Origin of the sequence: Prevotella sp. AM42-24 (assembly GCF_003461825.1) — a bacterium.
In the GTDB taxonomy this organism is placed as follows: domain Bacteria; phylum Bacteroidota; class Bacteroidia; order Bacteroidales; family Bacteroidaceae; genus Prevotella; species Prevotella hominis.
In genome coordinates this window covers 1-15,497 of sequence record NZ_QTXV01000038.1, presented here as the reverse complement: position 1 = coordinate 15,497, position 15,497 = coordinate 1, and the positions used below count along the sequence as shown (strand labels likewise).

The 15,497-nt window shown below is 45.8% G+C and carries 8 protein-coding genes; 7 read left to right on the top strand and 1 reads right to left on the bottom strand.

The genetic code is table 11. From position 1 onward, the window contains the following. The first annotated feature begins 117 nt into the window (after positions 1-117). Together DW917_RS11250 and DW917_RS11245 are read left to right on the top strand one after the other, a co-directional pair. Positions 118-999: a discoidin domain-containing protein gene (locus tag DW917_RS11250; protein ID WP_118118777.1), complete on the top strand. Its 882-nt coding sequence runs from the start codon at positions 118-120 to the stop codon at positions 997-999. Positions 1,000-1,083: 84 nt separating this feature from the next. Next, a complete protein-coding gene (locus DW917_RS11245) occupies positions 1,084-3,984 on the top strand; it encodes a hypothetical protein (RefSeq protein ID WP_118118775.1) in 2,901 nt (966 codons plus the stop codon). 242 nt (positions 3,985-4,226) lie between these two features. Here the strand turns inward: DW917_RS11245 and DW917_RS11240 are convergent, their stop codons facing one another. Then, positions 4,227-5,579 carry an ATP-binding protein gene (locus DW917_RS11240; protein ID WP_118118773.1) on the bottom strand — a complete coding sequence of 451 codons (1,353 nt, stop codon included), beginning with the start codon at positions 5,577-5,579 and terminating at the stop codon, positions 4,227-4,229. A 416-nt stretch (positions 5,580-5,995) separates the two neighbouring features. Between DW917_RS11240 and DW917_RS11235 the strand changes: the two genes are divergently transcribed. From DW917_RS11235 to DW917_RS11215, 5 genes are all read left to right on the top strand, one after another. Continuing rightward, positions 5,996-7,117: a glycoside hydrolase family 43 protein gene (locus DW917_RS11235; protein ID WP_118118771.1), complete on the top strand. Its 1,122-nt coding sequence runs from the start codon at positions 5,996-5,998 to the stop codon at positions 7,115-7,117. A gap of 121 nt (positions 7,118-7,238) precedes the next feature. Next, a complete protein-coding gene (locus tag DW917_RS11230; protein WP_199545546.1) occupies positions 7,239-8,513 on the top strand; it encodes a DUF2264 domain-containing protein in 1,275 nt (424 codons plus the stop codon). 159 nt (positions 8,514-8,672) lie between these two features. After that, the gene (locus tag DW917_RS11225; protein ID WP_233524715.1) at positions 8,673-9,878 is read left to right on the top strand and encodes a glycoside hydrolase family 88 protein; all 1,206 of its coding nucleotides are present in this window, start codon (positions 8,673-8,675) and stop codon (positions 9,876-9,878) included. 34 nt (positions 9,879-9,912) lie between these two features. Next, on the top strand, positions 9,913-13,179 hold the full coding sequence (locus DW917_RS11220) for a glycoside hydrolase family 2 TIM barrel-domain containing protein (protein ID WP_118118769.1): 3,267 nt from the start codon (positions 9,913-9,915) through the stop codon (positions 13,177-13,179). A 197-nt stretch (positions 13,180-13,376) separates the two neighbouring features. Next, entirely contained in the window at positions 13,377-15,317 is a 1,941-nt protein-coding gene (locus tag DW917_RS11215; protein WP_118118767.1) for an alpha-L-arabinofuranosidase C-terminal domain-containing protein, read from the top strand. The last annotated feature ends 180 nt before the right edge of the window (positions 15,318-15,497 follow it).

The following is a 15,497-nucleotide window of genomic DNA, read 5'->3' as shown; positions in this document are numbered from 1 at the left end:
GTAAATACATGGATTGCTCTTCACCTTATTATATATATATGTCACCTTTTATATATAGGGACGTTTAAATATAAGGAGCAGGGCAATCCCAAGTAGAACAAACAAATAGACAAAACAATGAAAGCAATTAAATATATATTTAGTGCATTAGTTGGAATGGCAGCCTTGGCTTCCTGTGATAGCAATATCACCGATTTCGAATATCAGGGTTATACAGGAGCTCCAAAGACTATTGATGCTTCTGCTGTTACATCCGAGGCTCTTCCTGGTGCCATCCGCCTGAACTGGACTGTTCCTGCCGATTCCACCTTCTCGTATATGAAGGTTTCGTATGTGAATCCAGCTAATCAGGAGACTGTAACCAATGTGGTTTCTATCCATACCCGTACGCTCCTCATCGAGAATACTTTGAAGAAGTATGGTGATTATACCTTCACCTTCCAGGCATTCAACGGCAAGAACGAGGCGGGTGCTCCTATGCAGGTAAAGGCTCAGTCGGGGCTGCTCCCTGCTACCGTTACCTATACAAAGGGTGATAAGATAAATGTCACAGCAGACATGTTGAGCACCGATAATCAGGAACCTTCCGAGGGTCCTATCAAGAACCTGGTGGATGGCAACTATAACAGTTTCTTCCATACCCGCTGGTCATCTCCTCAGAAGCCTCTTCCTCAGTATATCCAGATTGACTTCAAGGAGGCTCATCAGGTATTCATGTTCTGGTATCGTAACCGTAACGGTTCTCAGGTAGGTCCTGAAAATCTCGATATCCAGATCAGCAATGATGGAGAGAAGTGGGAGAGCATCAAGGAAATCCTCTCTGGTCTTCCTTCTGCCAGCCAGGCTGAATATACCTCTGAAGGTATCGATGCCGGCAAACCGTTCACTCATCTCCGTCTGGTTGTTACCAAGACCTTCGGCGACAAAAAGTACTTCAATCTTGCAGAGCTTGCAGTATTCAATGCTAATAAGGTGGTGTATGATCCGGAAAATGAATAAGACTTAAGTAAGAACTTCGTTTTTAATAAAAGGGCTGGAAATCGACATTTTGACTGATTTCAGCCCTTTAAACCAATAGAGATTATGACTAAACTGTTTACTTTATTTCTTGCCATGTTATTGCCTATGGCATGTTTCGGTCAGGAAAAGGTGACTGTCAAAAGTCGCGTGGTAGATTCCAAAACCCGCAATGACGTGCCGGGAGTCACCGTACAACTCTTATCCTCAGACAGCACGGTTATTGAAACCTTGGTGGCGAACAACCATTGGACCCGGGATGATCAGGAAGGTTATTCCTCCATCTTTCAGTTTGACGTGCCAAGAGTAAAGGCTAACTATATCATTCGAGCCAGCTATCTGGGCTATAAGACTTCGTATGTCAACATTTCCATAGGTGACCTGAGGAAGAGGGAGTATCTGAGGGAACTTCCCCCGGTGGTGTTGCGCCCTGATTCGAAGATGTTGCAGGAGGTAAATGTCGTAGGAAGTAAGGTGAAGTTTTATCATAAGGGAGATACAGTTGTCTATAATGCCGATGCCTTTGTATTGGCAGAGGGCAGTATGCTTGATGCCTTGGTCCGGCAGATGCCGGGTGTGGAAATCAAGAAAGATGGACGCATCTATCACAACGGCCAGTTTGTTGAGAATCTGCTGCTCAACGGCAAGGATTTCTTCAGAGGCAACCAGGAGGTCATGCTGGAGAATCTTCCCTCTTATACCGTCAAGCAGGTAAAGATATACGATAAGTATGGCAAGAACAGCGAATTCCTTGGCCAGAAGCGTGAGGACGACAAGACGTATGTGATGGATGTCAATCTCAAGAAAGAATATTCCATCGGCTTGCTGGCTAACCTCGAGGGCGGAGCAGGTACGAAAGACCGTTATCTGGGTCGTCTCTTTGCCATGCGCTATACGGACCATTCCCGCATTACCTTCTATGGAAATGTGAACAATCTTAATGACAACAGAAAGCCTGGCCGCGACTCTGACTGGAACCCCGTTGACATGCCGAAGGGCGACAATAGGGAGAAGCTGGGCGGATTAGACTATGCGGTGAGTGACAGAAACCAGAAGTTTGACCTCAATGGAAATGTGCAGGTGAGCCATTCCAATCAGGATGTCATTACCAATACCGACCGTGTGAACTTCCTGCAGAAGGGAAATACATTCGATTATGAGCGCCAGAAAGAAACCGCGAAGAATTTCCACCTGACAGCCATCAACCAGCTATACCTCGTATTTAACAACAAGGTAAACCTGCTCCTGAAGCCGGTATTACAATATGATAAGTTCGACAGGTACAGTAATTATATTTCTGGCACATTCTCCTCTATGCAATATGATATCAGCCGTGAAATGCTCGATAATATTTATGCCGTCGGTTCGGAGAATCTTATCCGCCAATCCCTGATTAACAGATATAAGAAGGAGGGATTGGGCAAAGGCTATCAGATGGCAGGAAGTTTCAATGCGGTAAGCACTATCAAGCTCAAGGGCTCTGGTGACTACATCAACCTGACAGGACAGGTCTCCTACGATAAGCGCAAGGAGGACTTGTTCAACAAGTATGCCGTACACTATGGTGATGATCAGAAGGTGCAGAATTCCGGCAATCAGTACTTCAGGAACCATCCAGACCGGATTTTTTTCTATCAGCTGGGGGCAGCCTATAACTTCCGTTTGAGTCATGCGGTAGAATTGTCCATGTATTACAGTTTTGGTCATCGTGACAAGAAACGCCATTCTTCGCTTTATCTGCTGGACCAGCTGGATGGGGCGGAAGAGGAAAGTTCTTCTTCCATAGGATGGCTGCCTTCGGTGGCGGAGTATGAACGCACGAAGGATAGAAGCAACAGTTATGTAAGCCAATATACAGAGGATGCGCATAGCCTGATTCCGTCTATCACATGGGACAAGGATACAGAGCATGGCAACTGGAGTGCACAGGCCAAACTGGGAATTGTACCTACCCGCCAGAAGCTTGCTTATGAGAGAGGTGAGGTAGATACGACAATCGTAAGAAACACGGTGCTTCTTACCTTTCCCTTTACCCGACTGAGCTACTGGGTAAAGAATCACACGAAGGGATTCCAGCTGCTCTTCAAGGCAACCCCGAAGCTCCCTGATCTCCTGAACATGGTGAATATTCAGGATGCGACAGACCCGATGAACGTGAAGCTGGGAAACAGCAGCCTGAAAAATGAGATGTCTTATGACGTGAATCTTCTCTTCAGCTCAATGAATATTGCCAGGCAGCGAAGCCAGAGCCTTCGTCTGGGCTACACCTATCGTGCAAATGCCCTGGCTATGGGATATAGCTATGATGTCCATACGGGTGTCAGGAAATATCGCGCAGACAATGTAAATGGTAACTGGAATGCATCTGCTTCCTATAGTTTCGAGCAGCCGCTTGACAAGATGAAGCGACTGTCATTTGGAACCTGGACACGTGTGGAATACGTGAACAGCGTAGATCTGATAGGTAACTCTGAAGGCACGGATTACCAGGCATCCCGCAGCTCAGTACAGACGACGCTGTTGGATGAAACCTTGAAGCTGGACTATAAGGTAGGTGACTCTTCTACCATGGGCGTAAAGGTATCTGCAGCCTGGAGAAATATAGACGGCAAGGCTATAGACTTCGATCACATCAATGCAGTAGATTTCAACTATGGAGCTACAGCCTCTTTCAACTTGCCCTGGCATATTCAGGTGGGTACCGACCTGACCATGTATTCCCGTCGTGGTTACGAAGGAAGTTCAATGAATACCGATGATTTACTCTGGAATGCTCGCCTTTCCTATACCATGCTCAAGGGAAAGCTGACGTGGATGCTTGATGGCTTTGACATCCTGGGCAACTTGAACAACATCACTCGTGTGGTAAATGCCCAGGGTAGAACCGAGACATTTGTCAATGCCTTGCCACGCTATGCAATATTGCATGTGGCATATCATTTTAACATGAAGCCCAAAAAGCATTAAATTCCTGCACTATCAACATGTTTTTAACATTAGGGAAAATCTTCGTTCAACGTATGCTGAACGGAGATTTTCTTTGTCCTGCTATCATATCTTTCTATGTATTAATTGGTTATTGTGTAGCACAAGATACAAATGAATAGTTTATTAGTCGTAGAAATGTGCGAAAAAAGATAGATTTCCACGACTAATAATATCAATTAATTGGTATTTGAACAAGTCTTCCATAGTGAAGACTCGGTGCGTTATAGTAATGGAACCATATATAAAGGTAAATACTCGATACCGTTTTCTATTTTCAGATCAGCTGCATGAATAACGTATGGAGTCGCTAAATACTTATCGTATTTTTTTATACATTTAGTCAGCGAGGTCGTGGTGTACCTTACTGTGGATTTTACCTCTATAGGAGATATGTTGTGCCTAGATGTGGTCTTGCTTTTGGCAATGAGAAAATCTATCTCCATCCTTGAATCTTTGTTTTCTCTGTCGTTGTTAGAGTAGAAAAACAGATGATGACCTGAGGCTTTGAGCATCTGAGCAACAATATTTTCGATGAGCATACCTGAGTTCATTTCGAGTTTGTCCTTCAGTATCTTTTGATATAACTCTTCTGATATGATGCCTCGTTCGTCAAAAGCGTGACTGATAAGCAGTCCTGTGTCTGCCATATAGCATTTCAGACTAGAGTCTTCTCTTTTTAGATTAAGTCCGATGCTCGGTTCTGTCGTGTTGTAACACGTATTGATAATCATGGCATCTTTTAGCCATAGAAAAGCACTGTCGTAATCACGCATTCTGGCATCCTTGCTTAAATCTGCCAACTTGAACTTTTTCTCATGCTTTTGGAGCTGTGAAGGAATCTGGTCAAAGATGCTTGCTACCTTCTCTGCATAGTTGCCTGAATAGTCGTAAATACTGTTGCGGTATAAGGTGAGTATTTGCCTTTTTACTCTGTCTGTATCTTCAAAACTATGCGTGTCTATATATTTCTGGACAGCTTGTGGCATACCACCAACAATCAAGTATAGCCTAAAGAAATCCATGGCCTTTCGATGCAAGGCTTGTCCTAAAGGCTGTTTGTTGGCAAATTGGTTTCTGATGAAATCCATCATCATGTCGTCACCATTTGCCCATAAGAATTCCTCGAAGTCCATAGGATACATATAGATGGTCTCTTCTTCGGAAGGAATCAGAATGTTTTCTGTATTCCTTCGAATAGAGATTAATGAACCTGTCTCTATATAATCATATCTGCCGTCTGCAACCAAATATTTGATGGCAGTACGTGCACGTGGACAGAATTGTACTTCATCAAAGATGATGAGTGAATCTCTAGGATATAGCTTTTTGCCACTGTAAATGCTCAGGTGCATAAAGAGCATGTCTAGATTGTCGAGATAAATGTCGAACAGGTGTTTGACATCTTCCCCGACTCTGTTGAAGTCGATAAGAATATAGCTGCGATATTCCTTCTTGGCAAATTCTTCCACCATATAGCTTTTTCCTACACGTCTGGCTCCTTCCACCATCAATGCGGTTTCACCTTTCCTTTGCTGCTTCCACTCGACAAGCTTATCGTATATTTTCCTTTTCATTATAAACTTCTCTAAAATAGGTTTGATAAATACATTCCTTACACGAAAACGAGATTATTGTTTGGTGAAATTTACACGAAAACAAGGTCTTTGCTTGGTGAAATTTACACGAAAACAAGATTATCTCGGCGCAAAGATACTAAAAATATCGTTTAGCACAAAATAATGTGTCGTTATTTTGCGCAAAACGGGGTAAAAAGTTGTTTCGCGCAGAATGGTGATAGGAAAAGTCATCTATAGTAAATAACAAATTTGTGGAGGGGAGAAGTAATGAGTTGCATTTGTTTTTCCTGTATTTTCCCGATTTGTATCCCTTTTATACCGAATAATAGACCCCGAAAAGGGACTTTTTCTTTAATTTTGCAATCGGAATAAACAATTAGCGTATTCACTAACTTAATAATAACATCAGCAAAATGAATAAACTATTCGTATTTATCATGTTGTGGATGATGTCTTGTCTCCCTACTCTGGCACAGGCTCCGATGGACGGAGGAGTATGGAAAGACAATACCGGCAAGCACATCAATGCGCACGGTGGCAACATCTTCAACTACAAAGGTACCTATTACTGGTATGGAGAAAGCCGTTCTGAAGACGGAAAACCTTACAGTTCGTTAGGCGTAAGCTGTTTTACCTCCAAGGACCTCAAAAACTGGACCAATCACGGACTCGTACTTCCTGTTTCCGAAGAACCGGGCAGCGACATCGAGGGCGGTTGCATCATCGAGCGCCCGAAGGTTCTCTACAATCAGAAAACCAAGAAATTCGTGATGTGGATGCATCTGGAACTGAAAGGCAGAGGCTATGGAGCCGCACGCTATGCGATTGCAGTTAGCGACACTCCCTTCGGTCCATTCAAGTTTGTACGCTCTGGCAGAGTGAACCCAGGCATCTATCCTGTAGGCTTCGCAAAACCAGACACCACAGACCTCAAGCACCAGCTCCTCTACCCAGAACTGAAAGAATGGTGGACACCAGAATGGCGCAAGCAGATAGAGCGCGGAATGTTCTGGATGCGTGACTTCAACGGAGGACAGATGGCACGAGACATGACCATCTACGTAGATGATGACGGAAAAGCTTACCACATCTATTCCTCAGAGGACAACCTGACTTTACAGATTGCACAATTGACAGATGACTATATGGCTCACAACGGAAGCTACGTAAGAGTAGCAGCAGGTGGACAAAACGAAGCTCCAACAATCTTCAAGAAGAATAACACATATTGGATGATTACCAGTGGATGTACCGGATGGGCTCCGAATGCGGCCCGCATGTTCAAGGCTAAGAATATCTATGGTCCTTGGGAACAACTCCCTAACCCTTGCCGAGGTGAGGGTGCTGACAAGACCTTCGGCGCACAGGGCACCTATATATATAAGGTGGAAACTGCTGCCCAGAAAAAGATGTTCCATGGTGCCGACTATGTGTTCATGGCAGACATGTGGAATCCTAAACACTTGAGTGACAGCAGACACTTGTGGGTACCTATTTCTTGGGAAAACGGTGCTCCGGTGTTGAAAAAACAATAAAAAATACGGTCGCTCTGCTTGTTTCTAACTTAATTTTCATATCTTTGCAGTTGCTTAGCTGAGGCTACCGGCAACTTTCAACTTAAAATTATTAATAACAACAAACAATATACAACTATCTATGAATTATATATTTAAGACGATTACAATGACTATGCTTCTTGCACTTATCCCATTCATGGGGATAAGTGCCAAGAAGAAAGTGCAAAAGCAGAGCGACCGTGAATATTGGTGCGCTTTAGCTTACCAAATGGCACAACCAGTATTGGAAAACATGGCTAAGGGCGAGTTGCAGAAGAACATGCAGACTGAGTTCAGTCCCAGCTTCGACAACCGCAACAAGAAAGTGCTCTATATGGAGTGCTTTGGCAGACTGATGGCTGGCGTGGCTCCTTGGCTCACCCTTCCTGATGATGCTACTGCCGAGGGCAAGCAGCGCAAGCAGTTGCGTGAATGGGCGTTGGCTTCTTATAAGAATGCCGTTGATCCTCAGAATCCTGACTATCTCTGCTGGGGCATCGGCGGTCAGAACCTGGTAGATGCAGCCTATATCGCAGAAAGTTTCCTCCGTGCTTACGATACGCTCTGGAAGCCTTTGGACGATGTGACCAAGAAGCGCTATCTGACGGAATTTGCCAAGCTTCGCCACATCGACCCTCCTTATACCAACTGGTTGCTCTTCTCTTCAACCATCGAGAGTTTCATGGCGAAGGCGGGTGGCGATTTCGATGAATACCGCGTCAATTCTGCCTGCCGCAAGGTAGAGGAGTGGTATGTAGGTGATGGCTGGTATGCTGACGGTCCTGTATTCGCTTTCGATTACTACAGCAGCTATGTGTTCCATCCTATGTATCTGGAAACTCTCCAGGCGATGGTAGATGCCAAGGTGAATTCCCGTCTCGACTATCAGAAGTATTATGACAGAGAGTTGAAGCGCTGTCAGAAGTACAGCATCATTCTCGAAAGATTCATCTCTCCTGAGGGAACCTTCCCTGCATTCGGAAGAAGTATTCCTTACCGTATGGCTACCATGCAGCCTTTGGCTTTGATGGCATGGTATCAGAAACTGCCTAAGGACTTGAGCAACGGACAGGTACGTGCTGCCCTCACCAAGGTGCTCCATCGCATGTTCGACCAGCAGAACAACTTCAATGAGAAGGGCTATCTCTCTATCGGCTTCTGTGGAAACAGCCAGAAGAATGTAGCCGACTGGTACACCAATAATGGTTCTCTCTACATGACAACTCTCGCCTTCATGCCTCTCGGCTTGCCTGCCGATCACCCATTCTGGACAGATGCAGCTCAGCCTTGGACCCAGGTGAAGGCATGGAGCAATCAGCAGTTCCCTAAGGATCATCAGTGGAAGGACGAGATTGTCACCAAGGACAAGTGGTAATTTTATAATGAGAAATTACAAATGACAAATTAGAAATGTTCAAATGCAGTATAGCTGACGGTCATTTCTCATTTGTAATTTCTCATTTCTCATTATAATAACCATTTCTCATTATAATAACCATTTCTCATTTCTAATTTCTCATTTGTAATTTTAAAAATGAACAAGATAATAATGATGATGGCTGCTGCAGCCTTAGCTTTGCCTCTGAGCGCAGCACAACCAGCCAAGAAGACCGCAAAGGTCAAGAAAGTAAATAAAAAAGAAGTGAAGGCTACCAAAAAATGGGACCACGAACAAGTAGTGGAACTCATCAAGAAGGTGAACACCTACTGGCAGACCAATAATAAGGCAGAGGTTCGCGCTTTCTGGGATAATGCTGCTTATCATACCGGCAACATGGAGGTTTACAAGATGCTCAAAGACCAGAAGATGCTCGACTACTCTATCCGCTGGGCTGAACACAACGACTGGACCGGCGCAAGAGAGGCTAATCCTGCCAAATGGAAATACAAACCATACGGCGAGGGGAAAGAGCACGTACTCTTCGGAGACTGGCAAATCTGCTTCCAGACTTACATCGACCTCTACAACATCGAGGCTGCCAAGGGAAATGCAGAAGCTTCTGAATTTATGGTAAAACGCGCCAAAGAGGTAATGCACTATGAGGCTTACTCTGAACCTACAGATTACTGGTGGTGGAGCGATGCCCTCTATATGGTAATGCCGGTAATGACCAAAATGTACAAGTTGACTGGCGATACCAAATATCTCGACAAACTCTACGACAATCTCCTCACTACCGACGAGATTATGCTTGACAAGGAGACCAACCTCTACTTCCGTGACGGCAAGTATGTCTATCCTAAGCACAAGAGTGCCAACGGAAAGAAAGACTTCTGGGCTCGTGGCGACGGATGGGTTCTTGCCGGTCTGGCTAAGGTGCTCCAGGATATGCCTAAGGACTACAAGCACTACCAGTTCTTCGTAGATAAATTCCAGAAATTAGCTAAGGCTGTGGCAGAAATCCAGCAGCCAGAGGGTTACTGGACCCGTTCTATGATGGACCCAGAACATGCTCCAGGTCCTGAAACCAGCGGTACTGCCTTCTTTACCTATGGTATGCTTTGGGGTGTAAACAACGGATTCTTAGCCAAGAAAGAATACAAGAAGACCATCGAACGCGCCTGGACCTATCTCACAGAGACCGCCGTTCAGGAAGATGGCAAGGTGGGCTACGTACAACCTATCGGCGAGCGTGCCATCCCAGGACAAACCGTTGATGCCAATTCTCAGGCTAACTTCGGAGTGGGCGCTATGCTCCTCGTAGCTTGCGAATACGACAAGTATCTGGCTACGAAATAAACAACATTTCTAATAATATAACCAACCTATAATTATGAGACAAAGACTTTTCATTACATTAGGTATGGCAAGTTTGGCAATGGCAACCTTTGGTATGAAGAAACCGAAGGCTGCCATTAAGCCGTTGAATACGGCGACAGTCCAACAACCAAGCTATACCGAATGGCACGACCTGCAGGTGAATGCCATCAATCGTTTTCCATTACACACCAATTTCTTCACCTATTCCCCAGAGGATATGGTCTATGAAGAGGGTGGCAAACTGGTGAGCAGAGATTTGGCTCAAGTCAACAAGACCATGAGCAAGAATTATCTGTCATTGGAAGGAACCTGGAAGTTCAACTGGGTAGAGAATGCCGACCAGCGCCCTACCGATTTCTACAAGGTTGACCTTGACGACTCCAACTGGAAGCCAATCATCGTACCTGGCAACTGGGAAATGTATGGCTACGGAGTTCCTGAATACGTAAATGTGGGCTTCGGATGGCGCGGACATTTCGATGAGCAACCTCCTGCAGTTCCTACCAAGGACAACCACGTAGGTTCTTACCGCCGCATCATCAATATTCCTGAAAACTGGGATGGCAAGCAGGTAGTAGCCCACTTCGGTAGCGTTACTTCCAACATCTATCTCTACGTAAATGGCAAATTCGCCGGTTATGCAGAAGACAGTAAGATAGCAGCCGAATTCGACATCACTCCATACTTGAAGAAGGGCAAGAACCTCATCGCTTTCCAGACATTCCGCTGGTGTGACGGTTCATGGGATGAAGACCAGGACTTCTGGCGCCTGAGTGGTGTGGCTCGTGAATGCTATCTCTTCGCTCGTGATGCCAAATTGCAACTGGAAGATGTGCGCGTGACACCAGACCTCGTCAACAACTACAAGGATGGCGTACTCCATATCTCTACCAAGGTTAAGGGAACAGGCAAACTGAACTTCATTCTCTTCGACAAAGAGGGCAAGCAGGTGGCTACAGCTACAGGCTTGGCAAAGAACGGAACAGCCAACATTACGATGAACGTAGAGAATCCACACAAGTGGAATGCAGAGACACCTTATTTATATACCCTTCAGGTTTCCCTCTCAAGTGCGCTGAAGAATGGCAACATGAAATCAGCAAGCATTACTCCTGTAAAGGTAGGTTTCCGCAAGGTGGAAATCAAGAACAAGCAATTCCTCGTGAATGGCCAGCCTGTACTCATCAAGGGTGCCAATCGTCATGAAATCGACCCAGACGGAGGATATGTAGTAAGCTTGGAACGCATGATTCAGGACATCAAGATCATGAAGCGCCTGAACATCAACGCCGTTCGTACTTGCCACTATCCTGACGATCCACGCTGGTATGATCTCTGCGACGAATACGGAATCTACCTCGTAGCAGAAGCCAACCAGGAGAGCCACGGTTTCCAGTATGGCGATGATGCAGCTGCCAAGAAGCCGATGTTTGCCAAGCAGATTATGGAGCGCAACCAGCATAATGTCTCTATCTACTTCAATCATCCTTCCGTTGTGACATGGAGTTTGGGTAATGAGACCGTGATGGGCGACAATTTCCTCCAGGCTTACAAGTGGATAAAATCACAGGACCAGAGCCGCCCAGTACAGTATGAGCAGGCCCGCCAAGGAGAAGGCACAGACATCTTCTGCCCAATGTATTATCCTGTAAAGAACTGCGAGAATTACTGCAAGAACCCAAATAGCAAGATGCCGCTCATACAATGCGAGTACAACCATACGATGGGTAACTCTGGCGGTAATCTGAAAGAATACTGGGATCTGGTACGCAAATATCCTATCTTCCAAGGTGGTTTCGACTGGGATTTCGTGGATCAGGGCTTGCATCGCAGCATCATGATTCCGATGAAGGTAAAACCAGAATTGCTGACCAATGAGCAGCTCCGACAGATAGAATATACTTATGGTGGCGACTACAACAGTTACGACCCAAGCGACAACAACTTCAACTGCAACGGAATTGTAGGTCCAGACCGCCAGCTCAATCCTCATGCCTACGAGGTGGCTTACCAGTACCAGAACATCTGGGCTACCCTGAAGGATGCAGCTAAGGGCGAAGTGAACGTGTATAACGAAAACTTCTTCCGCGATCTGAGCAACTATGCTTTGGCATGGAGCCTCATCGAAGATGGTGTGGAGACACAGAACGGCACCATCGCCGACATCGACGTAGCTCCTCGTCAGACCAAGACCTTCACCCTCCCTTACGACCTCACCAAGGCAAAGGGCAAGGAGATTTTCCTCAACATCGACTTCCGCCTGAAGAAGGCAGAACCGCTGATGGAAGCAGGACAGATTGTTGCCTACAACCAGTTGGTAGTAAAGGAGAAAAAGTGCTGCGGTCATTGTTCAGACAAATTGGCTAAGGCTCAGGACGGCAAGAAGGTGAAGACAAAGCTCAACGACAAGAAGGGCGAACAGGATATTACCGTTTCAACAGCCGACCTGACAGTAAAGGTAAACCGCACTACCGGTCTTATCTCTGAATACACCTATCAGGGCAAGTCATTCCTCGGCGAAGGCGGCACATTGAAGCCAAACTTCTGGCGTGCTCCTACAGATAATGACATGGGTGCAGGATTCCAGAAGAAATTCAAGGTATGGAAGAGCCCTAAGATGGAACTGCGCGGAATTACCGTAGAAAAGAACAAGAAGGCCAATACCTATACCATCTGCGCCAACTACAATATGCCAGAGGTAATGGGCAAGTTGGAACTGAACTATCAGATTATGGCAAACACAGGTGCCGTAAAGGTGACCGAGAACTTCATCGCTACAGAAGGCGAGAAAGTAAGCGATCTCTTCCGCTTCGGTATGCTGATGCAGTTGCCATACGAAATGGACAAGAGCCAGTACTACGGCCGTGGCCCTATCGAAAACTACTCCGACCGTGAGGACTGCATGAAGATAGGTATCTACAGCAACGATGCAGACAACCAGTACTTCCCATACATCCGCCCACAGGAAAGTGGAACCAAGGGCGATATCCGTTGGTGGAAACAGACAGATGCTGCAGGCTTCGGATTCATGGTCAAGAACTGCAAGCCATTCTATGCAAGTGCCCTCCACTTCGATACAGACGAGTTGGATGATGGCGATGAGAAAGATCAGCGCCACAGTTTCAACCTGAAGAAGTCAAAATACACCAATCTCTTCCTCGATGGCGAGCACATGGGTGTAGGCGGCGAGAACTCTTGGGGCGCATGGCCTTTGGAGAAATACCGCATTCATTATGGCGACAAGACTTTCAGTTTTGCCATTATCCCATTGAACAAATAGGAAAGAACCCGTTAGATTGAGGCTCATCAGACAAAAAAATAGAGCCTATGAGCAATAATCCAACATATTTAATCAGAAAATCCACCCCATTTGGAGTGGATTTTCTGTATCTTTGCAAACGCATTAAGCAATACAACTTAATTATTCAATAAGAATATCACAAAATAAGAATAAACCTAAAAATAAACAACGTAAACATGAGAAAAACGAATATCTTCGCTGCCCTTATGCTGGCAGCCATGACTTCGCTCGGTGCTTCAGCACAGCATCAGTTTGCAATTCAGGCAAACAAGCCTGGTGTAGAAATCCAACCTACCATGTATGGTATCTTCTTCGAGGACATCAACTTTGGTGCAGATGGCGGTCTCTATGCAGAGATGGTAGAAAACCGTTCCTTCGAGTTTCCACAAAGACTGATGGGATGGAACACCTTCGGAAATGTGACTGTAAGTGATGTAAAACCAGCCTTCGACCGCAACCCTCACTATGTTACGCTCGAAGCTTCTGGTGCACGCGAAAAACAGACCGGTCTTGAGAACCGCGGTTTCTTCGGCATGGGCTTGAAGAAGGACATGAAATACGACTTCACAGTCTATGCACGCCTTCATCTTCTGAACGGCAAGCAGACCAAGATTCGTGTAGAACTGGTCAACTCAAACAATAACGTAATTGCCAAGCAGAGCATTACCATCACCAACAACAAGTGGCAGAAATATACCACCACACTTACCTCTCCACAGACAGACGCCAAGGGTCTGATGCGCGTATATCTGGAGAGCGGAGAGAGCGTAGATCTCGATCATATTTCTCTCTTCCCACAGGACAACTGGAATGGACTCCGTGCCGACCTGGTACAAGACCTCTCAGATTTGCATCCAGGCGTATTCCGCTTCCCTGGCGGTTGTATCGTAGAAGGAACAGACCTCGAAACCCGTTACGAATGGAAGAACTCAGTAGGTGCTCCAGAGAACCGTCCGCTCAACGAGAACCGCTGGAACTACACCTTCCCTCATCGTCTCTATCCTAACTATTATCAGACATACGGATTGGGATTCTATGAGTACTTCCTCCTTTCTGAGAAAATCGGAGCCGATCCGCTACCAATCCTTTCAGTAGGTCTGTCTTGCCAGTATCAGAACAGCGACAAGGACAAGAATGCCCATGTAGCCGTAGATCAGCTTCAGAGCTACATCGATGATGCCCTCGACCTGATAGAGTTTGCCAATGGTCCAGTCACCTCCAAGTGGGGTAAGCTCCGTGCCGACATGGGGCATCCAGCACCATTCAACCTCAAGCAGATAGGTATCGGAAACGAGCAATGGGGACCTCTCTACCCTGAGCGTTTGCAGAAGTTCATCGAGCAGATACGTGCCAAATATCCAAAGATCAAGATCTGCGGATCATCAGGTCCATCAGCCGACGGCAAGGACTTCGACTATGGTTGGGAGCAGATGCGCAAGTTGGGCGTTGACATGGTAGATGAGCACTATTACAAGAGTCCAGACTGGTTCCGCAGTAATGCAGGCCGTTATGACAATTACGACCGCAAGGGTCCTAAGGTATTTGCCGGCGAGTATGCAGCCCATGCCAAACATGATCCAAACTCATGGGAGGCAGCCCTCTCAGAAGCAGCCTTCATGACAGGTTTGGAGCGTAATGCAGACGTGGTTTACCAGGCAACCTATGCCCCACTCTTCGCTCATGTAGAAGGCTGGCAATGGCGTCCGGACCTCATCTGGTTTGACAATCTGACATCCGTACGTTCAGCCAACTATTATGTTCAGCAGCTCTATGGTCTCAACAAGGGAACCCATGTATTGTCACTCACAGAGAATGGCAAGACCGTGAAGGGCGAAAACGGCCTTTATGCAACCGCTTGTTTCGACAAGCATACTAAGAGTTACATCGTCAAGATTGCCAATACCTCAAATGAGGAGAAGGAAATCACAGTCACCTTCAATGGTTTGAAGAAGCTTAAAGCTGGCAAGGTAACCGTTCTCCATGCTGATGACATTCAGGCAGAGAACAAGATAGACCATAAAAATGCCGTTGTGCCAGTAACCTCAGATGCTCAGGCAAACGGTAACGTATTGAATGTCAAGATGAAAGCAAACAGTTTTGCTGTTTACAGATTCTAAGACAGTCTATTGTATATGGATTTAAAGTTTTAGTTTTTAAGTTTATATAGTATATTACCATATAAGGTAGAAAGATGACGAATCCCTTGCAGCAGCCATGTTGCAAGGGATTTTTCTTCACTAAAACGATGACTTGTTTTTATTAACATAAAGCTCTAAAGCAGCCAAAGGAGAATAAGA